This is a genomic window from Aquimarina macrocephali JAMB N27 (assembly GCF_000520995.1).
In the GTDB taxonomy this organism is placed as follows: domain Bacteria; phylum Bacteroidota; class Bacteroidia; order Flavobacteriales; family Flavobacteriaceae; genus Aquimarina; species Aquimarina macrocephali.
Genome location: NZ_JACA01000001.1, coordinates 107823 through 131661, shown reverse-complemented (window position 1 = coordinate 131661; position 23839 = coordinate 107823). Strand labels below are relative to the sequence as shown.

General features: G+C 33.6%; 26 protein-coding genes. 6 read left to right on the top strand and 20 right to left on the bottom strand.

Annotated features, from left to right (window positions below):
• The first annotated feature begins 49 nt into the window (after positions 1 to 49).
• Complete coding sequence (locus Z054_RS0100645) at positions 50 to 889, top strand: universal stress protein (protein WP_024768172.1); 840 nt, start codon at positions 50 to 52, stop codon at positions 887 to 889.
• 62 nt (positions 890 to 951) lie between these two features.
• On the opposite strand, the gene deoD is transcribed toward Z054_RS0100645, so the two are convergent.
• From deoD to Z054_RS0100610, 7 genes are all read right to left on the bottom strand, one after another.
• Entirely contained in the window at positions 952 to 1650 is a 699-nt protein-coding gene (deoD, locus tag Z054_RS0100640) for a purine-nucleoside phosphorylase (protein WP_024768171.1), read from the bottom strand.
• A gap of 6 nt (positions 1651 to 1656) precedes the next feature.
• Positions 1657 to 2301: a deoxyribose-phosphate aldolase gene (gene deoC / locus Z054_RS0100635; protein ID WP_024768170.1), complete on the bottom strand. Its 645-nt coding sequence runs from the start codon at positions 2299 to 2301 to the stop codon at positions 1657 to 1659.
• Positions 2302 to 2303: 2 nt separating this feature from the next.
• Complete coding sequence (gene trxA / locus Z054_RS0100630; RefSeq protein ID WP_024768169.1) at positions 2304 to 2603, bottom strand: thioredoxin; 300 nt, start codon at positions 2601 to 2603, stop codon at positions 2304 to 2306.
• A 93-nt stretch (positions 2604 to 2696) separates the two neighbouring features.
• On the bottom strand, positions 2697 to 3581 hold the full coding sequence (locus Z054_RS0100625; RefSeq protein ID WP_024768168.1) for an RsiV family protein: 885 nt from the start codon (positions 3579 to 3581) through the stop codon (positions 2697 to 2699).
• 226 nt (positions 3582 to 3807) lie between these two features.
• Entirely contained in the window at positions 3808 to 4101 is a 294-nt protein-coding gene (locus tag Z054_RS0100620) for a chaperone modulator CbpM (protein WP_024768167.1), read from the bottom strand.
• A gap of 10 nt (positions 4102 to 4111) precedes the next feature.
• A complete protein-coding gene (locus Z054_RS0100615) occupies positions 4112 to 4999 on the bottom strand; it encodes a DnaJ C-terminal domain-containing protein (RefSeq protein ID WP_024768166.1) in 888 nt (295 codons plus the stop codon).
• A 19-nt stretch (positions 5000 to 5018) separates the two neighbouring features.
• Entirely contained in the window at positions 5019 to 5426 is a 408-nt protein-coding gene (locus Z054_RS0100610) for a hypothetical protein (protein WP_024768165.1), read from the bottom strand.
• A 107-nt stretch (positions 5427 to 5533) separates the two neighbouring features.
• Between Z054_RS0100610 and Z054_RS0100605 the strand changes: the two genes are divergently transcribed.
• The 4 genes from Z054_RS0100605 to hemN all read left to right on the top strand — a co-directional run bounded on the left by Z054_RS0100605 (position 5534) and on the right by hemN (position 10215).
• Positions 5534 to 6769 carry a PAS domain-containing sensor histidine kinase gene (locus Z054_RS0100605; RefSeq protein WP_024768164.1) on the top strand — a complete coding sequence of 412 codons (1236 nt, stop codon included), beginning with the start codon at positions 5534 to 5536 and terminating at the stop codon, positions 6767 to 6769.
• Positions 6766 to 7824: a response regulator gene (locus Z054_RS0100600; protein WP_024768163.1), complete on the top strand. Its 1059-nt coding sequence runs from the start codon at positions 6766 to 6768 to the stop codon at positions 7822 to 7824. The genes Z054_RS0100605 and Z054_RS0100600 overlap by 4 nt, the downstream gene beginning before the upstream one ends.
• 84 nt (positions 7825 to 7908) lie before the next feature.
• Entirely contained in the window at positions 7909 to 8745 is an 837-nt protein-coding gene (locus tag Z054_RS0100595; RefSeq protein ID WP_024768162.1) for a universal stress protein, read from the top strand.
• Between the two features lie 105 nt (positions 8746 to 8850).
• The gene (gene hemN, locus Z054_RS0100590; protein ID WP_024768161.1) at positions 8851 to 10215 is read left to right on the top strand and encodes an oxygen-independent coproporphyrinogen III oxidase; all 1365 of its coding nucleotides are present in this window, start codon (positions 8851 to 8853) and stop codon (positions 10213 to 10215) included.
• A gap of 21 nt (positions 10216 to 10236) precedes the next feature.
• Here hemN and Z054_RS0100585 read toward each other — a convergent pair whose 3' ends face one another.
• From Z054_RS0100585 to ccoS, 11 genes are all read right to left on the bottom strand, one after another.
• The gene (locus tag Z054_RS0100585) at positions 10237 to 11121 is read right to left on the bottom strand and encodes a sterol desaturase family protein (protein ID WP_024768160.1); all 885 of its coding nucleotides are present in this window, start codon (positions 11119 to 11121) and stop codon (positions 10237 to 10239) included.
• Positions 11122 to 11126: 5 nt separating this feature from the next.
• A complete protein-coding gene (locus Z054_RS0100580) occupies positions 11127 to 12092 on the bottom strand; it encodes a sulfurtransferase (RefSeq protein WP_084050013.1) in 966 nt (321 codons plus the stop codon).
• Positions 12076 to 12552, bottom strand: coding sequence for a hypothetical protein (locus Z054_RS0100575; RefSeq protein ID WP_024768158.1), 477 nt, complete (start codon positions 12550 to 12552; stop codon positions 12076 to 12078). Before Z054_RS0100575 ends, Z054_RS0100580 begins: the two co-directional genes overlap by 17 nt.
• Entirely contained in the window at positions 12553 to 13773 is a 1221-nt protein-coding gene (locus Z054_RS0100570; RefSeq protein ID WP_024768157.1) for a sulfite oxidase, read from the bottom strand. It lies immediately after the preceding gene.
• 179 nt (positions 13774 to 13952) lie between these two features.
• Positions 13953 to 14654, bottom strand: a complete 702-nt coding sequence (locus Z054_RS0100565; RefSeq protein ID WP_024768156.1) for a sulfite exporter TauE/SafE family protein — start codon at positions 14652 to 14654, stop codon at positions 13953 to 13955.
• The gene (locus Z054_RS0100560; RefSeq protein ID WP_024768155.1) at positions 14655 to 15101 is read right to left on the bottom strand and encodes a FixH family protein; all 447 of its coding nucleotides are present in this window, start codon (positions 15099 to 15101) and stop codon (positions 14655 to 14657) included.
• A 120-nt stretch (positions 15102 to 15221) separates the two neighbouring features.
• Positions 15222 to 16643, bottom strand: coding sequence for a cytochrome c oxidase accessory protein CcoG (ccoG, locus tag Z054_RS0100555; protein WP_024768154.1), 1422 nt, complete (start codon positions 16641 to 16643; stop codon positions 15222 to 15224).
• Positions 16644 to 16723: 80 nt separating this feature from the next.
• Complete coding sequence (locus Z054_RS0100550; RefSeq protein ID WP_024768153.1) at positions 16724 to 17614, bottom strand: cbb3-type cytochrome c oxidase N-terminal domain-containing protein; 891 nt, start codon at positions 17612 to 17614, stop codon at positions 16724 to 16726.
• The gene (locus tag Z054_RS0100545; RefSeq protein ID WP_024768152.1) at positions 17611 to 17796 is read right to left on the bottom strand and encodes a CcoQ/FixQ family Cbb3-type cytochrome c oxidase assembly chaperone; all 186 of its coding nucleotides are present in this window, start codon (positions 17794 to 17796) and stop codon (positions 17611 to 17613) included. Before Z054_RS0100545 ends, Z054_RS0100550 begins: the two co-directional genes overlap by 4 nt.
• A 5-nt stretch (positions 17797 to 17801) precedes the next feature.
• Entirely contained in the window at positions 17802 to 20003 is a 2202-nt protein-coding gene (ccoN, locus tag Z054_RS0100540) for a cytochrome-c oxidase, cbb3-type subunit I (protein ID WP_024768151.1), read from the bottom strand.
• A 1-nt stretch (position 20004) separates the two neighbouring features.
• Positions 20005 to 20199 (bottom strand): cbb3-type cytochrome oxidase assembly protein CcoS, encoded by a 195-nt coding sequence (gene ccoS / locus Z054_RS0100535; RefSeq protein WP_024768150.1) that lies wholly within the window; start codon positions 20197 to 20199, stop codon positions 20005 to 20007.
• A 948-nt stretch (positions 20200 to 21147) separates the two neighbouring features.
• Between ccoS and Z054_RS32565 the strand changes: the two genes are divergently transcribed.
• On the top strand, positions 21148 to 21282 hold the full coding sequence (locus Z054_RS32565) for a hypothetical protein (protein ID WP_262482407.1): 135 nt from the start codon (positions 21148 to 21150) through the stop codon (positions 21280 to 21282).
• 55 nt (positions 21283 to 21337) lie between these two features.
• Here the strand turns inward: Z054_RS32565 and dsrP are convergent, their stop codons facing one another.
• Together dsrP and Z054_RS0100525 are read right to left on the bottom strand one after the other, a co-directional pair.
• Complete coding sequence (gene dsrP, locus Z054_RS0100530; RefSeq protein ID WP_024768149.1) at positions 21338 to 22558, bottom strand: sulfate reduction electron transfer complex DsrMKJOP subunit DsrP; 1221 nt, start codon at positions 22556 to 22558, stop codon at positions 21338 to 21340.
• Between the two features lie 139 nt (positions 22559 to 22697).
• Positions 22698 to 23819 carry a 4Fe-4S dicluster domain-containing protein gene (locus Z054_RS0100525; RefSeq protein WP_024768148.1) on the bottom strand — a complete coding sequence of 374 codons (1122 nt, stop codon included), beginning with the start codon at positions 23817 to 23819 and terminating at the stop codon, positions 22698 to 22700.
• Positions 23820 to 23839: the final 20 nt, after the last annotated feature.

The following is a 23839-nucleotide window of genomic DNA, read 5'->3' as shown; positions in this document are numbered from 1 at the left end:
TAATTGGCGATAACATCTTTTAATTTTGATAGTATAAAAACAGATAATCATGAAAAAAATTCTTGTACCCATAGACTTTTCAGAATATTCAGAATATGCATTGCAGGTTGCAGCACTATTGGCTAAACAGCAAAATGCTGAAATCATAGTATTGCATATGCTGGGATTGTCTGAAGCCGTATTGATTAAAAATGAAGCTCAGGAGGCAAATGAAGCGATGTATTATATGAAGCTTGCCGAAAAAAGGTTTAGTACCTTTCTAGATAAAGAATATCTTAAAGGTATTGAAGTTACAGAGACTGTACAAAATTATAAGATTTTTAGTGAAATTAACGAAGTCGCTCATGAAAAGGAAGCAGATCTTATCGTTATGGGATCCCATGGTATTAGCGGTTTACGAGAAGAAGTGTTTATAGGATCAAACACAGAAAAAGTAGTACGCACATCAGATATCCCAGTATTGGTCATAAAGAACCCTGTAGATAACTTTGTTTTAAAAGAAGTTGTATTTGCCTGTGATTTTAAGGTAGAAAATATTAAAGCATATCATAATGCAATGACACTATTTAACTCCCTAGGCGTTAATATACATTTACTATATGTTAATTTACCGGGAGAACAATTTAGAAGTTCGGACCAAATAGAAGAAAGAGTAAAAGAATTCCTTTTTAAAGCAGATTCTGGTAATCTTGATATGTATAATAAGGTAGCTTACTTTAACGATTATAGTGTAGAAAGCGGAGTCTTTAATTATAGTAAAAAGATCAATGCAGATATTATTGCGATTCCTACTCATGGTCGTCGTGGTTTGGCGCATTTCTTTAATGGTAGTATCGGTGAGGATATTGCAAATCATGCAAACAAGCCTGTGATCACGTTTAAAATATAAATCAAAAAAACCTCGCAGGTTTCTAAAATCTGCGAGGTTTGTATTATAATCGTGAGGTGTTTTTATAAGGTTCCTAAAGCAATATCAATCATTTTGCTAAAAGTCGTTTCTCTTTCTTTTGAAGATGTTTTTTCTCCCGTGACTAATGAATCAGATATCGTTAAAATAGCCAAAGCTTTAACCTTATGTTTTGCTGCAATAGTATACAACCCGGCAGTTTCCATCTCAACACAAAGTACTCCAAATTCTGCCCAACGCTGATATGAATTAGGATTGTCTTCATAGAACTCATCAGAAGATAATACATTTCCCGCTTTAATAGGAATGTTATTATCTTTTGCATACTGTATTGCTTTCATAAATAATTCGAAATCTGCAGTAGGAGAATAGTCCGAATTTATAAATCGTGCAGTATTGATATTCGAAGTAGAAGAGGCAGCCATGGCAATAACAATATCTTTGAGCTTAATATCTTTTTGATATGAACCTGCAGAACCCACTCGAATTAAATTTTTGACTCCATAATCACTAATAAGTTCATGACTGTAAATTAAAGCAGAGGGAATTCCCATTCCAGTACCCTGTACAGAGACAGGTTTTCCTTTATAGGTTCCGGTATAGCCAAGCATTCCTCTAATTTCATTGTAACAGATAGGATTGTCAAGAAAAGTTTGCGCAATCCATTTGGCACGCATAGGGTCTCCTGGTAATAAAACTGTTTCTGCTATTTCTCCCGGTTGTGCTGCGATGTGTAGACTCATCTTATTTTATTTTGAAGTTACTATAGTGACCCCAGATGAGGTACCAATTCTGGATACACCTAAATCAATGTATTGCTTTGCTGTTTTCAAGTCTCTGATTCCTCCAGAAGCTTTTATCTGGATGTTATCCTGCACTTCATTTTTCATGAGTTTTACATCATCCAAAGTAGCACCGCTGGTGCCAAAACCTGTAGATGTTTTTATAAAATCTGCTCCCGCATTTAAGGATAATTGACAAGCAATTTTCTTTTCGGCATCGGTGAGATAGCAATTTTCAAAAATTACTTTCAGGACACGTTCTCCAATTACTTTCTTTATTACTCTTATTTCCTCTTCTACAATAGTATAGTACCCGGATTTTAAGAGTCCGATATTAAGTACCATATCAATTTCATTTGCACCTTCATCAATACATTGTTGAGCTTCATATATCTTTACTTTGGTAATTGTAGCACCCAAAGGAAAACCTATTACAGCTGCTATATTAACATCTGTATGCATTAATTCACTTTCTGCCAGACCAACATAATAACTATTTACACAAACTGCATAAAAATGATATTCTTTTGCTTCTGCACAGAGTTTTTTAATATCATCAACTGTAGCATCTGCTTTTAATAATGTGTGATCTATATATGTATTGAGTGTCATGGTTATTGGTGTGAATTTATTACTCCAAGCAGATCATTTTTTTGCAATACTCCAGATTGCCTCCAGAGTTGTTTGCCTTCTTTAAATAATATCATTGTGGGTACACCGCGAACCTGATATTTTGATGCTAAAGGTTGATTTTTATCTACATCAATCTTAACAATCTTGATCGTATCTCCCAGTTCATCTTTAACCTCTTTAAGAATAGGCGCAAGCATTTTACATGGGCCACACCAATCTGCAAAAAAATCTACCAATACTGGTGTTTTTGATTCAATGATATTGCTAAAACTACTTTTCATCTGTTTTTTTTTATCATTATGGCTATTCATACTGCCAAATCTCTTAATTGCTAAGTTATAATAATGAACCGAGAAAGTTTTTAATTAAAGAAATTAACTTACTATCGGGCGGTCATTATATTTTTTGATAAGATGCATTATAACTTTTATTGGGATTTCTATAGAATACGTTCCCGTATACGAAGGACAAATTACACAATCATCAAAATAAAATTCTACAGTATCATCATTTACCACAAAATTATTTTTATAAGCTTTAAAATCCCCTTTTGAAAGCTCCCAACAGTCATAATACAATTCTCCAGAACTAATACCGTCCTTTATAATTGTATTTATAGTAGTAAACACTTCTTCTTCTGTGCCAGTTTCAAAGAAATCATCAAAATAAATGAAATCATGTTTTTTAAGATCAAAGTTCACACAATCAAAGAGGTATGTAGAATATAGCATTCCAGAATAATAATTCTCCTTGTAAAGGACAACACTAATACGATCACTTTTTACACTATAGATTTTATAATCAATAATTCTTTTATCTCTAAACCTATCGATTTTTAAGGTGTCACAAAGTAACTCTTTGTCTTCAAGAATTTGATTTTCTGTTTTTTCAATATTCAGATAATTTTCTGAAATAAAATTATTAAATACCGAGTATAAAGGATCCATTTTCTCATTTAGGTATGGATATTTGTAATCCAGAACATAAAGATCTTCTTCTTTTAAAAAGCTCTTAGAAATTACTAATTCTTGTAATTTGGTTTTATCATCTTTGGCGGTAATTAATCGTTCTTTTTTAATAGCTTTTGTTTTCTCTTTGTTGAGCTCAAGATTTTCTTCAGAAAAAACCAATATCGTATCTTCTGCTTTTTGTTCTGTATGTTGTTCGGTTTCTTGTTGCTCTGATGATTTTTGCGGAGAGACCTCTTTTTTACATGCAATAAGGCTTAAAAAAATGAGGCAAGCGATAAGAGTTTTCATAGGTTTGTTTTTAATTCATATAAAAATAGGGCAGCAAATCATCAAAAAATATGATAATGATCATCTTGTTTAACAAATGAAAAGACGGATTTCGTTAGAAACCCGCCTCTTACTATGTAGTGTGTAATTAAAAAAATCTGTTTTCTATTTGTTTTTACAAATATGTAATCAAACTAATCATAAGAAAGCTTGATGAATACAGATAATCTTTGAACCGTTACCGGTGTTAATTTTCATATAGTCCTAATCTGTTTTTAAGTATGTTCATTTCATTTTGAATTTGATGAACTCGTTCTAGTAGACGCATGATGACTTCGACTCCTTCGAGGTTAATTTCTAATTCTTTATTGAATAGTATAATTTGTTCGATTCTGGGTAATTCGTCAGAGTTTAAAAATACGGTTTGACGAATAGTAATAATTTCAATTAATCCAAACTCATGTAATGAGTTTATGAAGGAGAATTCTATCTCGTGACGTGAACAGAATTCTATTGCTGGTATAAGATGTCCTTTAGTCATTATAATACATTTAAAGCTTGGATAATGTTCTAAATAATTCTTTTTGTTGTTTCGACAGGTTATTTGGGATTTTGATAGCATATGTGATAAAAAGATCTCCAAATTGTCCTTCTTTTTTATATACCGGAAATCCTTTTCCTTTTAGTTTGGCTTTGGTTCCATTTTGAGTTTCGGGTTTTACATTTAGTTTTACTTTTCCGTCAAGGGTTTCGATTGTAATTTCATCACCCAAAACTGCAGTATACAAATCAATATCTACTTGTAGATAGAGATCACTTTTGATCCGTTTAAACAAGGTTTTGTTTTCAATACGAAAAGTAATGTATAAATCTCCATTTGGACCTCCTCCGATTCCTGGACCTCCATGATTTTTGATCTTTATAGTTTGCCCGTTTTCAACTCCTGCAGGAATTGTAATACGAATATTTTTTTTGTTAACAGTTAGTGTTCTCTTATGTGTCTTATAGACATCCATTAGATCAAGATGTAATTCTGCATTATAATCTTCTCCTCTATATCGAGTTCTACCTTGTGGAGAACTTCTCCTTGAACCTCCAAACATAGACTCGAAAAAATCTGAAAAATCACTTTCTGAGTAATTTTTATAGTATTGCTGTTGTCCAGATCGATTGTATTGTTGCTGAGATTGCTTGGCTTTTTCAAACTCTTCTGCATGTTTCCAATCTTTACCGTATTGATCGTATTTTTTTCGGTTTTCGGGATTACTTAATACTTCATTTGCTTCATTAACTTCTTTAAATTTTCTTTCTGCTTCTTTATCATTTGGATTTAGGTCTGGGTGATATTTTCGAGCTTGTTTTCTATACGCCTTTTTAATATCTCCTTCTGAAGCATTTTTTGAAACATCTAATATTTTATAGTAATCAATAAACTCCATATGCTAACTTGAAAATTAGTTATTGTTTTTCAAAAATTAATTTTAATCGACCAAGCATCATTAATTCAGATTTGTTTTTGCCAGAAAACGCACCTGCAATGGCATTAGATGTAGTCCAAATCAATTGTTTTAGTCTATCTGTAAAAAGAGATTGGTGTTCTTTAAAAAATGTTTCGAATTGAGTAAAGCAATCTTCTGCACTCAACTCTTCATGATCAAGCCAGTCAAAAACAATCTCGATTTGAAAAGAAGCATCGACACCAAACTCATCTTCAATGTCATCTACTTTTAACCATTCTGTCTTTACAATTTTTCGTAAGGAATCGTATTCTGATTTGCGGACTACTTTATCCGATGCAGCAATTGCATAAAATAGCTTGCCTAGGTTTTGATAAAATATAATCCCTATATTTTGAGCAGTATTCATATCATAAAAAATTATCGGTTAATGAATATAAATTTAATCAGATCTGATCATATTTTTTATGACATAAATCAGTTCTGGTAATAAATCAAAATCATTACTTTTGAAGCATGAAAGTTTTCGAAAAGGATAATAATATTTTCAAATTACTTTCTGAGGCCATTTCAGAAGGGATCATTGTGGTGAACGAGGAGCAAACAATAGTGGCAACTAATGGTTCTGCGAATACTATTTTTGGTTATGACAAAGATGAGTTAGTGGGAAAACACCTTAATACTTTGATACCAAGAAAATACCATCACGGTCACAAAAAACACTTTGAAGGTTTTGTAGACCACAGTGAAAAACGACATATGGGAGCAGGGCGAGATCTTTTTGGGATACGAAAAGACGGTTCTGTATTTCCGGTAGAAGCAGGATTAAATCCATTTACAATTTATGGTAACAATTATGTAATGGCCCTTGTTATCGATATTACACTTCGGAAACAACAAGAACAGCAAATACAAGATCTAAATGCTAAGCTAGAGCATAAAATAGAAGAACGTACAGAAGAACTGCATCATACCATACAAGAATTAAAAGAAGAAGTAAAACTTCGTATGGAGGCCGAAGCTCAAACCAAAGAATCTTTAAAAAAAGAACGAGACTTAAGTGAGTTGAAAACAAAATTTCTTTCGCTTGTTTCACATGAATTTAAAACACCATTAAGTGGTATTCTTACTTCTGCCACACTTGCAGGAAAATACACTAAAACAGAACAACAGGAAAAGAGAGAAAAGCATCTCGATACCATAAAAAACAAAGTAAAGTACTTGGACAATATCCTTAATGATTTTTTATCTATCGAACGATTAGAAACAGGTAAAGTAACCTATAAATACAGTCAGTTTCCACTAAGTAAAGTTGTTAATGAAGTGGTCTATGATGCTAATATGTTACTTAAAGACGGGCAAAGAATAAATTACCCTAAGGATATTGATGACTATGTTATAGAGTTTGATGAAAAGATTTTGGAGCTTGCACTCACTAATTTAATTAATAACGCCATCAAGTATTCTGGAGAACATACCACTATAGATTTACAGGTATGTTTTGAAGATGATATCCTTACATTTAAGATTATCGATCAAGGTATTGGTATTCCTAAAAAAGAACAAGATTTTATTTTTAAGCGATATTTTAGGGCAGAAAATGCCTTGTTAGATCAAGGAACCGGTATTGGGCTAAATATTGTGAAAAGTCATTTGGAAAACCTAGGAGGGAGTATTACTTTTACGAGTAAGGAAAATAAAGGTTCTACATTTACTGTTACTGTACCTACAACCAATACTCGTGAATCATGAAAACTATTCTTTTAATCGAAGATGACACAGCACTTAGAGAAAACACTGCAGAACTGTTAGAACTTTCAGATTATAAAGTAATCACCTCTCCAAATGGAAAAGTTGGGATCGTTAAGGCCAAGGAAGAAAAACCAGATATCATTGTTTGTGATATTATGATGCCCGAAGTTGATGGATATGGAGTACTAGAAGCATTGTCCTTTGATACGACAACCAACCATATTCCTTTTATATTTTTATCTGCAAAAACAGAACATAAAGAGATTAGAAAAGGAATGGACTTGGGAGCAGATGACTACCTAACCAAACCTTTTGAAGAGGAGGAGCTATTGAATGCAATCGAGAGCCGTCTTGCAAAAGCAGCATTACTGTCTAAAATTGTTAGAGATCAACAATCCTCTACTAAAAGCACTTCTGAGGATAACGGACTTAGGAATTTACATGAGCTTAAGAATTTTTTTGATGATAATGGTGAGATTTCTGAATTTAAGAAAGGAGAAGTAATCTATGAAGAAGGAGAGCATTCTAATAACATATATCTCATCCTAAAAGGAGTTGTTAAAAGTCATAAAATGGATGAGAATGGTAAAGAACTGATCACTACTTTATACAAAACCGATGATTTCCTGGGGTTCACTTCGTTTATAGATAATACACCATATTTAGAATCAGCAACAGCGGTTGAAGACTCTGAATTAGCAGGAATATCAAAAAACAATTTAAAAGAGATTCTAGAAAAAAGTAAGAATATTTCTCTCGAATTAATGGAGCTACTTACAGATAATCTTTCTGAAATTAAAGAGCAACTATTACAAATGGCCTATAGTTCGGTACGCAAAAAAACGGCACAAACGATACTTCAATTTGCCGACGTATTGAATAAAAAATCTCAGGATAGTATAAAAATATCCAGAAATGATTTGGCAAGTGTAGCCGGGATTGCAACAGAAAGTTTGATACGTACATTATCCAGTTTTAAAAAAGATGGGTTGATTGAAATCGAAGGGCGTAACATAAAAATTCTGGATTTATCTGGCCTTCAGCTAGTAGAATAAAAATACAAAAGCACTCAAACTGATTTTTGTCATATTTTTCATGAGTACATCCTAATACATTTGCTGTATTAGAAAGTATTAAAAATGAAGAACATCCTGATCCCTACAGATTTTTCTGAAAATTCGTGGAATGCCATTACATATGCATTGTCATTTTTTAAAAGGGTGAAATGTAACTTTTATTTGCTACATGTCTCTCCCTTTGAAGAAATGATGGGAGGAGATTCATTTTATGGTTCAAAAGAAACAGTCTTAGAAAAAAGCACACAAAGCGATAAAGAGCAAATGCAATTATTGCTTAAAAGAATAGAGAAACTACCTTTAAATACGAAACATAGCTTTTTCACAATTAATGAATATATTTTTTTTGTAGACGCGATTAGAAAACAGGTCAAGGAAAAGAACATTGATTTTATTGTTATGGGAACCAAAGGAGCTTCTGGGATTAAGGAAAAAACCATAGGCAGTAATACAGGAGATGTAATTACAAAAGTAAAATGCCCGGTTTTGGTTATCCCCGAAAATGCCAAGTATACCAAGCCTAAAGAAATTGCATTTCCCACAGATTATAATATGTTATACAAAAGTAGAGTGCTAAATACGATCATGGATACTCTTACTTTAAATGAAGCCGCTTTACGGATTTTGCATGTTGCCAAAAAAGAACAAGAATTAACCGATCGACAAAGAAAAAATAAAGACTTTCTAGATGATTCTATTGATGAAATAGAGCATAGTTTTCACTTCCTGTCTAACCCCAATATCGAAGAAGCGATACAATGTTTTGTTGAAAGCAGAGACATTGATATGATTACTATGATTGCCAAAAACCTTAATTTCTTCCAACGTATTTTGTTTCACCCTACAGTCGAAAAAATAAGTTATCATATCAATATCCCTTTTTTAGTATTACATGAATAATTTGTAAATGAGGAGAGAAGAAATATCGGGTTTTTATAATATAATTAATTAGGTGTAAGCTAGCCACATTGATGACAGCTAAGAATAGTTCAAAAAAACAAAAAAATGGGCACAAATTTAATTCATAAATATAATATTCCTGGACCTCGATACACAAGTTATCCTACTGTCCCTTATTGGGATATCAATACTTTTTCATTAAAAAAATGGACAACATCCATTCAACAATCGTTTACAGAAAGTAATAATACAGAAGGAATAAGTTTATATATCCACCTACCATTTTGTGAAAGTATGTGCACTTTTTGTGGATGCAATAAACGTATTACAAAACGACATGATGTAGAGGAGCCCTATATAAATACGATTTTAAAAGAATGGCAATTGTACCTTAAATTTTTTGAGACTAAGCCCAAAATAAAAGAGTTACATCTGGGAGGAGGTACACCTACATTTTTTTCGCCCGAAAATTTACAGTATCTAATTAATGGTATTTTCTCTGGAGTAGAACAAGCAAAAGATTGTGAATTAAGTTTTGAAGGGCATCCCAATAATACTACTAGAGAACATTTGCAGGCGTTATATGATGTTGGTTTCAGAAGAGTAAGTTTTGGTGTGCAGGATTATAACGAAACGGTACAAAGAGCAATCCATAGGATTCAACCTTTTGAGAATGTAAAATATGTAACAGAGACTGCCAGAGAAATTGGTTTCACCTCTGTTGGGCATGACATTATTTTTGGACTGCCTTTTCAAACACAAGAAGCAGTAGTTGATACAATCCTAAAGACAAAAGAACTATTACCTGATCGACTGGCATTCTACAGTTATGCGCACGTACCATGGCAGAAAGGTAATGGGCAACGAGGTTTTAAAGAATCGGATCTCCCAACAGGAGAACAAAAGCGGAAACAATATGAAATAGGAAAAAAGCTACTATCAGAAGTAGGTTATGTAGAAATTGGGATGGATCATTTTGCCTTAAAAAATGATTCACTATACCAATCTATGGAAAATCAAAGTCTGCATCGTAATTTTATGGGATATACAGCTTCCAAAACACATGCAATGATTGGTTTGGGAGTATCTGCAATTAGTGATAGTTGGTATGGTTTTGCTCAAAATGTAAAAGGAGTAGAAGAATACCAGCATTTGGTGAAAGAGGGTATTATTCCTGTTTATCGAGGGCATATTTTAACTATAGAAGATCAGATTATACGCAAACATATCCTTAATTTGATGTGTCATTTTAGTACCAAATGGGAAGATGATCATATGTATTTTAAAGAACTACCTGAGGTGTTACAGAACTTAAAAGAATTAGAAGCAGATCAATTACTGGTGATTAATGATTCTCATATTCATGTCACAGAAAAAGGACGTCCTTTTGTTCGTAATATCTGTATGGCTTTTGACCTTAGATTACAACGAAAAATACCAGAAACAATGTTGTTTTCGATGACTGTTTGATACTCTTAAGAATTTGAAAAGCTATTCTTTTTTCTGTTTTGATGTTTTGAAGCCATAGATAATTTGACCAATAAAATTTTCAGGGACTTTTTCATCACCAGGAAATCCTAAAGCTATTGTGCCGCTATCTTCGGGGATATAGTTGGTCTTAAAGATATAATCCCAAAGACTTAAACTAATTCCAAAATTCACACCATAAGAGCCTTTAGGTAATTCATAAGAATGATGATATAAATGCATGACTGGGTTATTTAGGATGTATTTAAGCGGTCCCCAGGTAATTTTTATATTAGAATGATTAAAATGGCCAATTGTAATTGCTAAAAAATGTACAATGTAAGCCTGTTCTGGTTCAAAACCACCTAGAACCATTACACCAATAGTTTTAAGTGGTTTATAGAAAATGTTTTCCATCCAATGATATCTTAGGTGTGCAGCAAACCCCATTTCTTTAACAGAATGGTGTATTTTATGAAATCTCCATAAGAATGGATACTTATGAAGTAAAATATGGGTAAACCATTGCACAAAATCCAGTACAATAAAAAATAGTAGAAGTTGTACCCATGTAGAAAGATTAGAAACATCAATTATGGTTAAAGTTTTTGCAGAAACCCCAATATCTTTAAAAATCACTTCAAGTAGCTTATAAAAACCACTTATAGCAATAGCAAAAAGAAAAAAATTAAAAAACATATAGAAACCATCTAGCCAAAAATCTTTTCTAAAAACAGATTGATTTTTTCTCCAGGGAAAAATAACTTCTAACCCCCAGACTAATAATGATATAATTATAAGTCCCCAGAAATAATTGGTATACCATGGAACTTCAAATAACATTGATTTCCATGTCCATTGTATATTACCCATAAAGGAGTCGATAAATGCACTTATATATTTTTCCATAACTATTATTTTATTGTTGTTGTCTCATCTTGTTCAAAAGGCAGATCATTAAAATAACTCCATTCTACCCAGGAACCATCATAATTTTTGACATTTTTGTATCCTAGTAATTCTGTGAGCACAAAGGTGGTATGTGCAGAGCGTACTCCACTATGACAGTATGTGATGATAGTATCTGTTTTTGATGCTCCCATTCTGTCATAAATAGTATTTAGATCATCATAAGATTTAAATTTGTACGTTCCCTTATGGTCTATGGTTTCTGCCCAATCGATAAGTATACTTTTTGGAATTCTCCCTCCTTTAATAGCTCCTTTTTTTTGTTTTTTGCCGCTAAATTCATCAATATTTCTGGTGTCTAGAATGACGACTTGTTTATCAGAATTTATGGCTTTAATGATTTCTTCTTTTGTAATATATAGTTCAAAAGTATTATTATGAAGTGTAAAAGCTGATGGAGTAATCGATACAGTATGATTATTAATCAAGCCTCCTGCTTTTTTCCAAGAGATTAACCCTCCATTTAATATTTTTACAGATTTAAAATCATAATTTTTAAGTACCCACCAGAAGCGAGCAGCATCACAAGATCCTCTATCATCATATACTATTAAGGTATCGTTATTTTTAATCCCTAATCTGCTAAATAATTGCTCAATTTTTTCTTTTTTAGCCATCATCCCGTTATAGGGGTATGAAAAGTCCTCTATGTCTGTACGCCAGATGTTTATTGCCCCATTAATATGATTTTTAGCATAGTCTTCTGCTGTTCTAAAATCTATTATTTTTATATGTTGCTGTTTTGAAAGAGATACTAATTCTTCAACTTCTATTAGATGTTTAGAACTATAATAAGTTTTTGTATCTATTTTGGTTTCTGTAGAAATCACATCCTTTACTTTATCTTTAGATTTTGTACAGGAAAAAAATAGTGTCCCCAAAATTATCATGCTGCTAATCCTGTAAATCATACCACTCAGTATTTGTTAATATTTCACGCCTTCCTTTTTTCTTGGGAGGATAATTAGTAACGAGGTAGTTTACAATGATTTCTTCATTGGTTCCTAAATCCCATAAGTTTTGAGTTTCCTGCATCCATCGTATCGTTTCTATCCATCGTTCTGTAGTCATCCTGTTTTGTATAAGGAGCTTAGACGAATGACAATTAGTGCAATTATTTATTACTTCCATTAACCCTTTGGCTTCAACCAGGCCAGTTCTTAGATGTATTCCATTTTCAATTTTGTCTTCATCTTCTTCTATGGTTGTAACATAAGTTGAATTAAACTCTTCTTTTTTAAATGCAGACAATGTAGGGTCAACAAGAAGATAAACCCCACTAATCGTAATCATTCCAACCATAATGAATAGTATTACCAAAAGTCGATAAATAACTTTAACATAGTGTCTGAATTGATTTTGCTGTTCCATTTATGTGACTTTTATTGCAATACGGTGACAGGCATTATTTAAGTATCCCTTAGGATTCCAACCGGGGAGAATCATAGGCTGGCTAACACCTTGTGTATCTGTGGCACGTGCCCAAACTTCATAGTATCCTTTTTTCGGAAAATTAATAGTCGCATAAAAATGCTGCCAGGCAAGACGATTTACAGGTTTTTCTATTGAACATTTTTCCCAGGTAGCTCCAAAATCAATTGAATATTCCATTTTATCGACTTCCAATTCGCCAGCCCAGGCATGCCCTCTAATATTTATTTTTTTTCCTTCATCAATCATCGCTCCTGATTTAGGATGTGTAATTAAGGATTTTATAGGCATCGATTCTATGATACACATATCTTCATCACTTACTTTTTTACCAGGTGCTACTGGTTCACAAGGTATTCGATATGCAGTCCCTTTCATTTTGGTGCCATCGTGTATTTTGTTACGGACACTAATTCTGTTGATCCACTTACCAGAAACAGAAGCAGGCCATCCTCCAGCGATCAAACGTAGAGGATATCCATGAACTAATGGAATATCTTCTCCATTCATTTGAAAGGCTAATAGTGTTTCATCCTGAAGAGCTTTTGCTACTGGAGCTCCTCGGGATATAGGTTCTTTATTGGGATCTTGACTTAAGTGAGTATCGGCAGCATGATACCCAATGTAAACGGCATTATCTTTTATGCCTACATCTTCAAGAAGATCTCGTAATCTAATACCTGTCCAATTTGCACAAGAGACCGCTCCAACGGTCCATTGATTGCCTTTTGCGGGAGGGTCAAATTCACTACGGCCGTTACCTCCACATTCTAAGGTTAGTTGGTAGGTATGTTGTTTAAATTTTGATTTTAGTTCAGTAAGTGTATAGGTTTTCTTTTGGACTACAGATTCTCCATCAATTGTTAACGTCCAGTTTGTAGCATTTATATTTTTGGGAATTAGACCATTATTTCGAATAAACATATATTTGTTAGGAGTCACTTTATCATCCAATAAATGAGCTTTAGCCTCAATATTCCAAGGTTTGTCATTTAAAATGACCATTCCTTTATCTTTTTTGAATATTTTGTAAGGGTCTGAACCTTGCAATGCCAGTGGCTCGTATCCTTCGGGCATTATAGCTCCAAAAACAATATCATATCCTATGACTGCTACCATAGAACTTAATACCGTTTTTTTAACAAAGTTTCGTCTTTTCATTTGGTAAACAGTTATTGTTTTACCTCATAAATCTAACGTTTTTCATTCTTTGTTTCGGTAACAAAGGTTACATATATGTTCTGGTAAGTACAGTCGAGTATTTTATTGTAGTGAATTTATGGTATAAATAAAACTCTTAAAAATTATATAAGTGGAGTAAATATTATCGAAATACACTATTAATGGCACTCAAAATTTGCAGAAACTATTTCGGTTACAGGTTTAGGAGAAAGATACGGGATCCCTAATCCAAGACCTCGTATAATAAATAATAATCCGATTATGACTACAAATACAGGAATCATTTTTTGAATGTGTTGCCGGGCTTTTCTGTTTAAAAAATTCCCAGCATATACAGCCATTGTCATTAAAGGTATGGTTCCTAATCCAAAAAAAGTCATATACAAACTACCTTTGAGAATATGACCAGAAGCAATGGCTCCAAAAACAGCCATATAAACTAAACCACAGGGCAAAAAACCATTTAAGAAACCAATGGAGAGAAAAGTATCTGGCGTTTTCTTTTTCAAGGCAGCCCCCAGGGCATTTTTGACTTTGGAGATAATTTTGTAAATCGGTTTTGAGAAATTATATTTAGAAAAAATTTGATATGGGATCAATATAACTACGATCATCAAAACGCCAACTCCAATAGATAATTTTTGCTGTAATCCAAAAAGATTTAAACTCTTCCCTATGATTCCGAAGAATAATCCAATGATACTATAGGATAATAATCGCCCAAAATGATATAGAAATACCTGAAAGAATTTTTGAATGGTATTAGATTTGTTTACAGGTAGCATAAAGGCAATAGGACCACACATTCCCACACAGTGAAAACTACCCAATAAACCTAATATGAACGCAGATATAAGCATTTAATATGTAAATGATTTTTTAAATAAATATGAAGTATTTTCATATTTCCAATCAATAGTGATATTCCAACGTCCTTCTAGTAGATTCTTATCTTCAATTATTAATTCTGAAGTAGAGAGTGAAATAGGAATTTCGAAATCCAACTTTTTATTCGATGGTCTGTAGAAGGATATAGTGCCAGAAATATCATTATAGTTTTTATCTTCTGGAAAAGAGATGGCTAGACCTTCTGCTGTTTTTTTAACGATAACATCTTTTAGTAATGTTTTTGAGTTTTTTTCAGCATTGATTTCATTCTGAAAAGCAAGTTCTTGTTTATAATAATCTTCAGTTACCAAATCGTGTTCATAGTCTGAATTAGTATTCATTTTTACAACAAAATATAGGATAAAAGAGATAAACCCTATAAATACTAATACGATGGCGGTTCCCCAGTTTATTTTCATAATATCTTTCTTTAGTTCTGTTATGGGTTTGACCTATACCAGAATGACAAAAAGGAACAAAATACTTGTCATTCAGGCATAGGTTGAAAATCCACTATAATTTATAGTTTTATATTTTTATTACCTATAACTTCTAGGTCCTAAAAATGCAGTAATCGTTGTTTCAATTAATTTGTCATTACTATATACTCCGATTTTTAATCGGTCACTGTCCCCATTTAGAGCAGCACCATTGATTTCAATAAACAAAGTGCCTTCGGCAATTCCCTGTTTAGGAACATTAAAATTCTTATGAGTAACTAGCTCTATTTTCCCTTTATGGGACATTAATTCAAAACGAACATCTTTAATTTCTGCCGTGGTTTTATTAACCAGTTTATAGGTGTATACGTTACTAATGATATTATCATTTTTTCTCTCGTATAATTGCCCTGGTAATCGTAAGATATTTGCTTCTACGTCGTTTCTTAGAAATGACATTCCTAGTAAAACACCAGTTAGAATTACCAGAACAGCACTATACCCTTTTAATCTTGGGGTGAATTTAAATTTTGCTTTTTTAGCAATGTTATCTTCACTGGCATATCGTATTAATCCTTTAGGAAGGTTTACACTTTCCATCATATGATCACAGGCATCAATACAAGCCGTACAGTTTACACATTCTAGCTGTGTACCATTACGAATATCAATTCCTGTCGGACAAACATGTACACATTGAAAACAATCAATACAATCTCCTTTCCCGGTAGAAGGGCGGTCTTCATTTTTCTTAAACTTGGCTCTTCCTTCTTCTTTCTCTCCACGCTTATAATCATAAGCAACTACAATTGATTTAGAGTCGAGTAGCACACCTTGTAATCGTCCATAGGGGCATGCAATAATACAAACTTGTTCTCTAAACCATGCGAATACAAAATAGAAGACAGCCGTAAATATAAGTAAAGAGATTAGGGTGCTTACATGTTGAAAAGGTCCATCAATGATATATCGTAACAACACATCACTTTCGATCAAATAGGCTAAAAATATATTAGCAATTAGGAACGAGATGATAAAAAATATAGTCCATTTAAGGATACGTTTTCGAATCTTTTCTGCATTCCAAGGTTGTTTATTTAGACGTATTTGTTTTCCGCGATCACCTTCGATCCAGTATTCTATTCTTCGAAAAACCATTTCCATGAAAATCGTTTGCGGGCATATCCACCCACAAAATATCCTACCAAAAGCAACGGTGAATAGAGTTATAAATATAACACCAATGAGCATGGATATCACAAACAAATGAAAATCTTGAGGCCAAAATGGTGCTCCAAAAATGTTAAAACGGCGTTCTAGGACATTAAATAGTAAGAACTGGTTACCGTTAATTTTGATGAAAGGAGCAGAAATAAGAAATATCAATAATCCATAACTCACCCATTTACGATAATCGTAATACTTACCATTAGGTTTTTTGGGATACACCCATGCACGTTTACCCTCTTCGTTTATGGTGCCGATAGAATCTCTAAATCTTTCGTTTTCGGGTGTTTCCAATGGTTTTGATTTTATTCGTTCAGTACTACCTACAGTTGTTAAATTCGAAACAGATTCAGGAATTTCTTCCTTCTACTTTTTTATTTCTGTGCATCGGGGTCAGTCCAAATTTCTCCTTGTGCTTCTTTTGGTTCGGCTGGAGTTGTACCTACTAATGTGATAATGTAACTCGCCACTTGCGCCATTTCAACAGGTTTTAGAGTTTGTTTCCAGGCAACCATTCCTTTTCCATCTCGACCTCCTTCAGAAATTGTTCTAAACACATTTTTGATACCTCCTCCCAGAATCCAATGTTCATCAGTAAGATTTGGTCCAATACCGCCACCACCATCTGCCTTATGACAGGCAACACAATTGGTTGTATAAACGGCTTTACCTGCATTGATATCAGAAGCATCTGTTAGTAATGTAACAGTGTTTACATCAACCAAATCTTTGGCCGTTTTTTTGTATTTTTCGATTGCAATTTTAGCTTCGGCTACTTCGGTTTCATATTCTTCTGCCTGGGTATATTCATTAAATACATGAAAACGAACTAAATAGGCTATACCAAATATAATTGTAGCATAAAACATATAGACCCACCATGGTGGTAAATTATTATCGAGCTCTTTAATCCCATCATAGTTGTGATCCAAAATGATTTCTTCTTCACTTTCTACTGGTTTACTGTCGAGGAGCTTTAAATAGATGTTTTTAAACCATCTAAATTGCTTTTCTTTTTTAGCTTTTTCTGCCAGAAGATAACGCTCTTGTGCATCGGGTTTTAAGGAACGAAACAGGATACTTCTTAATGCTTCTAAACTAATTTCTATTGCTATGATAAATAGCAGAACCATTCCTAATACCAACCAGGTAAGGGGTTGTGTTATAAATGCAGATTGTTCTCCTGATTCTACAGTTACTTCTATTAATAGATATGCTATGAATAGAAAAGCTATAATTCTTATATAGGATGCAGTACTTCTCATAACACGTTTTCGTTTTCAGTTTCTAATGGAATTTGACTAACTTCTTTTATATGTTCTTTTTTTGCGGTGAAAACCCACCAGAATAATGCGGCAAAGAAGATGAAAAAGATAAGTAACGAAATCATAGGGTAGATTTCAATGCCCTCAATACTTTCCATATGGCCTTTTATAAATTTTAGCATGACGTTTATTCTTTATTTTGAACTACAGTTTCTTCGTTTTTAACTTTTATATCGGTTCCTAACCGTTGTATGTAGGCAATTAAGGCTACAACTTCTCTATCTCGCATTTCGATGAAATCCAATCCGTTTTCCTGTGCATATTTTTTATCAGCTTCGTAGGTTTTTACAAAATCGGGATCGGTATACAAGTTTTTCTCTATAGTAGTTGCTTGCTCATCCATCCATTGCTGTGCTCTGGTAATTTCTTCGGGAGTATAAGGAACACCAAGAGTTACCATAGCATTCATTTTGGTTTCTGTATTAGATCGATCAAGCTTGTTTTTGATCAGCCACTTATAACTTGGCATAATAGATCCAGATGAGGTTGTTTGTGGATCATAAAAGTGATTTAAGTGCCAGTTATCAGAATATTTCCCTCCAATTCGCATTAAATCTGGTCCCGTACGCTTACTTCCCCATAAGAAAGGATGATCATAGACATATTCACCTGCTTTAGAATATTCTCCATATCGCTCTACTTCACTACGGAAAGGTCTGATCATTTGCGAATGACAAGACACACAACTTTCTCTAATATAAATGTCTCTTCCTTCTAACTCAAGAGGAGTATATGGTTTTACGCTGGTAATCGTTGGTATATTAGATTTTACCATTAGCGTAGGAACTATTTGTACGATCCCACCAATTAAGATTGCTATGGTTGCAAAGATGGTTAGTTTCACAGGTCTTCTCTCTAACCAGGTATGATATCCTTCTTTAACGGTTCTATGTTTGGTCACTTTGGTAAGTGGAGCAGCTTCTGCAAGTTCATCTGTAACGGTACTACCATTTCTTATAGTTTTAATTACGTTATATATCATGATAAACATTCCGAAGATGAATAAACTACCACCGATAGCACGCATCCAGTACATTGGGATGATTTCATTTACAGTTTCTAAGAAATTACCGTAAGTAAGTGTTCCATCTGGATTAAATTGTTTCCACATAGAAGCTTGTACAAATCCGGCAACATACATAGGTAATGCATACATAATGATCCCCAGAGTACCAATCCAGAAGTGAGCATTAGCCAATCCTGTTGACCATAATTTAGTTTTGAACAGTCTCGGAATTAACCAATAGGCCATCCCGAAGGTTAAAAATCCATTCCAGGCTAATGCACCAACATGAACGTGTGCAATAATCCAATCACTAAAATGCGCAATGGCGTTTACATTCTTTAAGGATAACATAGGTCCTTCAAAAGTGGCCATACCATAACCAGTAATGGCAACTACCATAAATTTTAATACAGGATCGGTACGTACCTTATCCCAGGCACCTCTCAATGTTAGTAACCCATTAATCATACCTCCCCAGGATGGAGCAATTAACATAACAGAGAATGCTACACCAAGATTCTGTGCCCAATCCGGTAAAGATGAATATAAAAGGTGATGAGGTCCTGCCCATATATAGATAAATATTAAAGACCAAAAGTGAACAATAGATAATCGATATGAATAGACTGGCCTATTTGCAGCTTTTGGAATAAAGTAGTACATCAAGCCTAAGAAAGGAGTAGTAAGAAAGAATGCAACCGCATTATGACCATACCACCATTGTACTAAAGCATCCTGAACACCTGCATATACCGAATAACTTTTTAAAGCACTTACGGGTAATGCAAGACTATTAAAAATATGGAGAACAGCTACTGTAACAAAAGTCGCCAGATAAAACCATATAGCAACATACATATGGCGTTGTCTTCTTTTTAAAATGGTTCCAATTAGATTCCACCCAAAGGCTACCCAAACAATAGCAATTGCAATATCAAAAGGCCATTCTAACTCGGCATATTCTTTTGAAGAGGTATATCCTAACGGAAGTGTAATAGCCGCACCAACAATGATCAATTGCCACGCCCAAAAGTTAACGTTACTAAGTGTATCATTAAACATACGGGTTTTTAACAAACGTTGAGTAGAGTAGTACACTCCTGCAAATATGGCGTTACCAACAAATGCAAAAATAACAGCATTGGTATGCAATGGTCTTAATCTCCCAAAGCTTAACCATGAGATTCCATCTGTTAGATTAGGGAATAAAAATAGAAACGCCAGTAGCAAGCCTACAGACATCCCAACAACACCCCAGAGTAGAGTGGCATATAAGAATTTTTTTACGATTTTATTATCGTAATAGAATTGTTCCATTTCCATATTATGATTGTTTAGTTTTAGTGGATTCTGAAGATTTTTCTTTGCTTTCTTTTATAAGTTCATCATCAAAAAGCATCCTAACAGAAGGAGTATAGACATCATCATATTGACCATTTCTGACCGATATAATAAAGCTAATAAAAAAGACGATGGCAACGATAATACTAATCGTTAAGAGTATATAGATTACACCCATGCTTACTTTTGATTATGAGTCAAAAGTATGCGTGAACATTTTCTAAAAAAATGACATTTATCAGGTTTTATTAATTAAGCCCATTCTTAGCAAGAATATCTAATTTATTGACCTTTTATAGGCGTATAATGTTAATAATTGTTAAAATAGTACCTTTTTATACATAGTACTGTAACAAAAATGATTTATCGACGTCTAGTAGGTATACATCAATTATAAAAACAGAAATTATGAGAACTTTAGACAACAATCAAATCACTAAAAAATTAATTACGACCAAAGGTTATGTTTGGAATTCAAAAAGACGTTACAGATAATTTTAAGTACAACAATTAAAAACAACAACAATTTATAAACCAATCAAAAAACAGAAATTATGAGAACTATAGACAGTAACAGAATCATTAGAAAATTAAATGCTCCTATCGGATATACTTGGAATTCAAAAAGACGTTACAGATAATTTTAGGTACAACAATTAAAAAACTAACAATTTATACATCAATCAAAAAAGAGAAATTATGAGAACTATAGACAGTAACAGAATCACTAGAAAATTAAATGCTCCTATTGGATATACTTGGAACTCAAAAAGACGTTACAGATAATTTTAGGTACAACAATTAAAAAATTAACAATTTATACATCAATCAAAAAAGAGAAATTATGAGAACTATAGACAGTAACAGAATCACTAGAAAATTAAATGCTCCTATTGGATATACTTGGAACTCAAAAAGACGTTACAGATAATTTTAGGTACAACAATTAAAAAATTAACAATTTATACATCAATCAAAAAAGAGAAATTATGAGAACTATAGACAGTAACAGAATCACTAGAAAATTAAATGCTCCTATTGGATATACCTGGAATTCGAAAAGGCGATACAGATAATTCATATTTATCAATCTATCCCAATACCTTGGGATCAAAAACTAATCATCATGAGAACTTTACGAAATATTAGAAAACAACTAAAAACAGCAACACAAAAACAAAATATGTTTTTGGATTGTGCACCAAAGCTTTATAATTATGAAGACACTTTGTTCACGGGAGTTAAGCGCTACGCACATTAAGTTAAGAATTATTAGATACTAAAAGGCCGAATTTTAATTAAAATTCGGCCTTCATTTATTTTTTTCTAAACTGTAATTTTCCTGTTTCTATCTTGATGGCAGTTTTTGCCAGTATAGTAAAAACGAAGGCTCCTAAAGCCCAAATACCCAGAGTTACTCCAATTTCTATTCCCGTGGGAGTGTATTCCGAAATTTTTCCATAAGGTCCAGGGATAAAACCAGGAACAATCAAACCAAATCCTTTTTCTATCCAAATTGCTATAAAGAGAATAAAGCAACAGAAATATAACACTTTTAAATTGTTGCGTAGCTTACCAAAAGTTAGCAATACGGTTGCTAAGACATTTAAAGGAATCGCTGTCCATATCCACGGTAACAACGCTGTTTTACCTTGTAGGCCAAAGAATAAGTAATATGCGCTTTCACTATGGTGTGTTGGAGCATAAAATTCTTTAAACAACTCCGATATTAACATGATCAGGTTGATTTGAGCCGCTACAGTAACGATCATACCAATTTTTTTGATCGTTTTATCTTCTATTTTAAATTCGGTAAATGTTCTGATGATTGCCAGAACAAGAATAATCAAGGCGGGTCCGGCGGCAAATGCTGATGCCAAAAATCGAGGGCCTAATAATGCATTGTTCCAAAAAGGACGAGCTTGTAAGCCTTGATATAGAAATGCAGTTACCAAATGAATAGCTACTGCCCAAAATACAGATAAAATTGCTCCCGGCACATAGATTTTTGGATTAGGCACTTTTCCCTGATAACGTGTGAACAAAATGTAAAACGGGATCGAGATGTTTAAAAATAAATATCCGTTAAGCACAATAACATCCCAGGTTAACATTGAAGCGGGAAAATTAAAGACTCCGATTCCCGGTATCATATGCCACAATACAGATGGTCCACCCATATCTGCTACAACAAACGCTAAACACATAATCAATGCTGCTACGGCTAGTCCCTCACCAATAAGTACGGCTTGTTTAAAATCAATATCTTTTAATACGTAAGTCGGCATAACGAGCATTACTGCAGCTGCAGCAACACCAACAAGAAATGTAAAATTAGAAATATACAGCCCCCAGCTTACTCTATCGGTCATTCCTGTGACACTTAGACCGTGTTCTATTTGTAAAGAATAACAGTACATACCAATGAGCATGACAAAAGTCAAAAATGCCATCCAGATGTGGTATTTTTTTGAGCCTTGAGTAGTAGTATCTAGGCTATCTTTAACTAAACTTCCAAAAACTTTAAGTCGTTTCATGTGTTGTTTTTTTGGCGTGCCCATAGGGTCGGGCTTTTCACTATATCTTTTCTTACCTACTTCTCGTTCTTCGACAAGCTCAGAGTGACATCTCGAAGTGACAGAAAAGGATGCCGTTTCAATCCCTCACGCAATTTTATTAATCCATAAAATACCAGAACTTAGGTTCTGTCCCAAGATCTTCTTTTAGTCTAAACACTTTTTTATTATTGAGTACCCATCGTATTGTACTTTCGGGATCTAATAAATTTCCGAAAATTCGTGCTCCTGTTGGACAAGCCTCTACACAAGCAGGATTTTTACCAGCCCGTGAACGCTGCACACAGAAAGTACATTTTTCCATTACTCCTTTTTTACGCATACGATTCCCCAGGTAATGTTGATTTTTGTTAATTTCATTTTCGGGAACTTCGGGAGTACTCCAGTTAAATCGCCGTCCGTCATAAGGACAGGCAGCCATACAATATCTACAACCAACGCACCAGTCATAATCTACGACTACTAATCCATCTTCTTCACGCCATGTAGCTTGTACAGGGCAAACTTCTACACATGGGGGATTATCACAATGAAAACATTGTGTTCCCATATAAAAATGACCTTCTGCCGGGACTTCATGGTAATAATTGTCATCGGCTTCATCAAACTTAAGACCTTTACCATCTTTCATTTCATGAATCCGAATATATTCCATCTGCGAATTTCGATCCTGATTATTTTCTTCAACGCAAGCACTTACACAATCCATGTAGCCTTGACATTTAGAGATATTAAAAGCATATCCAAACAGCACATCTTTCTCAGCATTTTTAGAAGACATATCAATATTTTCCCCTTTTCGCAATTGATAGGAACGAACTAATCGGTCGACTGTAGCTTTCTTTTCATCATCGGTCATTAATTTATAGTTACCCTTAAATTGTTCTTCCCAATCGATTTGTGCTTTTTCTTTGGTTTCTTCTCCAGTAGTCAGATTACAAGACGTACTTACTGCTCCGGCTCCGATAACCAAACTAGCGGTTAGTTTCCTAAAAGCAGTTCGGCGATCCATTTGTACATCAAAAACTTGGTCAAAACCATCTTTTTTGCGTTCATCGCCAATAGCAGCATCTACGGCAGCATCAAATTCCTTATCACTAATTTGATCTTTAGTATGAGAGCCGCATCCGCCAGATGTTTTTCCACAACCACAAGAACCCGTATTTTGTTTCTTTTTGCTATTTAGGTTTAGAGAAAACCATTTTTTAGTATTGTCGCTCATTGTTAAATTGTTAAGAGGTA

What these genes read in the sequence shown, in the direction of transcription:
- Z054_RS0100595 (WP_024768162.1), top strand. Translation starts at nt 7,909, where the DNA reads ATGAAGAACATCCTGATCCCTACAGATTTTTCTGAAAATTCGTGGAAT.
- deoC (WP_024768170.1), bottom strand. Translation starts at nt 2,301, where the DNA reads ATGACACTCAATACATATATAGATCACACATTATTAAAAGCAGATGCT.
- Z054_RS0100545 (WP_024768152.1), bottom strand. Translation starts at nt 17,796, where the DNA reads ATGCTAAAATTTATAAAAGGCCATATGGAAAGTATTGAGGGCATTGAA.
- Z054_RS0100575 (WP_024768158.1), bottom strand. Translation starts at nt 12,552, where the DNA reads ATGGAACAGCAAAATCAATTCAGACACTATGTTAAAGTTATTTATCGA.
- Z054_RS0100620 (WP_024768167.1), bottom strand. Translation starts at nt 4,101, where the DNA reads ATGACTAAAGGACATCTTATACCAGCAATAGAATTCTGTTCACGTCAC.
- Z054_RS0100580 (WP_084050013.1), bottom strand. Translation starts at nt 12,092, where the DNA reads ATGATTTACAGGATTAGCAGCATGATAATTTTGGGGACACTATTTTTT.
- Z054_RS0100585 (WP_024768160.1), bottom strand. Translation starts at nt 11,121, where the DNA reads ATGGAAAAATATATAAGTGCATTTATCGACTCCTTTATGGGTAATATA.
- Z054_RS32565 (WP_262482407.1), top strand. Translation starts at nt 21,148, where the DNA reads ATGAGAACTTTACGAAATATTAGAAAACAACTAAAAACAGCAACACAA.
- Z054_RS0100610 (WP_024768165.1), bottom strand. Translation starts at nt 5,426, where the DNA reads ATGAATACTGCTCAAAATATAGGGATTATATTTTATCAAAACCTAGGC.
- dsrP (WP_024768149.1), bottom strand. Translation starts at nt 22,558, where the DNA reads ATGAAACGACTTAAAGTTTTTGGAAGTTTAGTTAAAGATAGCCTAGAT.
- hemN (WP_024768161.1), top strand. Translation starts at nt 8,851, where the DNA reads ATGGGCACAAATTTAATTCATAAATATAATATTCCTGGACCTCGATAC.
- Z054_RS0100625 (WP_024768168.1), bottom strand. Translation starts at nt 3,581, where the DNA reads ATGAAAACTCTTATCGCTTGCCTCATTTTTTTAAGCCTTATTGCATGT.
- Z054_RS0100525 (WP_024768148.1), bottom strand. Translation starts at nt 23,819, where the DNA reads ATGAGCGACAATACTAAAAAATGGTTTTCTCTAAACCTAAATAGCAAA.
- Z054_RS0100560 (WP_024768155.1), bottom strand. Translation starts at nt 15,101, where the DNA reads ATGAAAATAAACTGGGGAACCGCCATCGTATTAGTATTTATAGGGTTT.
- Z054_RS0100645 (WP_024768172.1), top strand. Translation starts at nt 50, where the DNA reads ATGAAAAAAATTCTTGTACCCATAGACTTTTCAGAATATTCAGAATAT.
- ccoN (WP_024768151.1), bottom strand. Translation starts at nt 20,003, where the DNA reads ATGGAAATGGAACAATTCTATTACGATAATAAAATCGTAAAAAAATTC.
- Z054_RS0100605 (WP_024768164.1), top strand. Translation starts at nt 5,534, where the DNA reads ATGAAAGTTTTCGAAAAGGATAATAATATTTTCAAATTACTTTCTGAG.
- ccoS (WP_024768150.1), bottom strand. Translation starts at nt 20,199, where the DNA reads ATGGGTGTAATCTATATACTCTTAACGATTAGTATTATCGTTGCCATC.
- Z054_RS0100600 (WP_024768163.1), top strand. Translation starts at nt 6,766, where the DNA reads ATGAAAACTATTCTTTTAATCGAAGATGACACAGCACTTAGAGAAAAC.
- Z054_RS0100615 (WP_024768166.1), bottom strand. Translation starts at nt 4,999, where the DNA reads ATGGAGTTTATTGATTACTATAAAATATTAGATGTTTCAAAAAATGCT.
- trxA (WP_024768169.1), bottom strand. Translation starts at nt 2,603, where the DNA reads ATGAAAAGTAGTTTTAGCAATATCATTGAATCAAAAACACCAGTATTG.
- Z054_RS0100565 (WP_024768156.1), bottom strand. Translation starts at nt 14,654, where the DNA reads ATGCTTATATCTGCGTTCATATTAGGTTTATTGGGTAGTTTTCACTGT.
- Z054_RS0100570 (WP_024768157.1), bottom strand. Translation starts at nt 13,773, where the DNA reads ATGAAAAGACGAAACTTTGTTAAAAAAACGGTATTAAGTTCTATGGTA.
- deoD (WP_024768171.1), bottom strand. Translation starts at nt 1,650, where the DNA reads ATGAGTCTACACATCGCAGCACAACCGGGAGAAATAGCAGAAACAGTT.
- Z054_RS0100550 (WP_024768153.1), bottom strand. Translation starts at nt 17,614, where the DNA reads ATGAGAAGTACTGCATCCTATATAAGAATTATAGCTTTTCTATTCATA.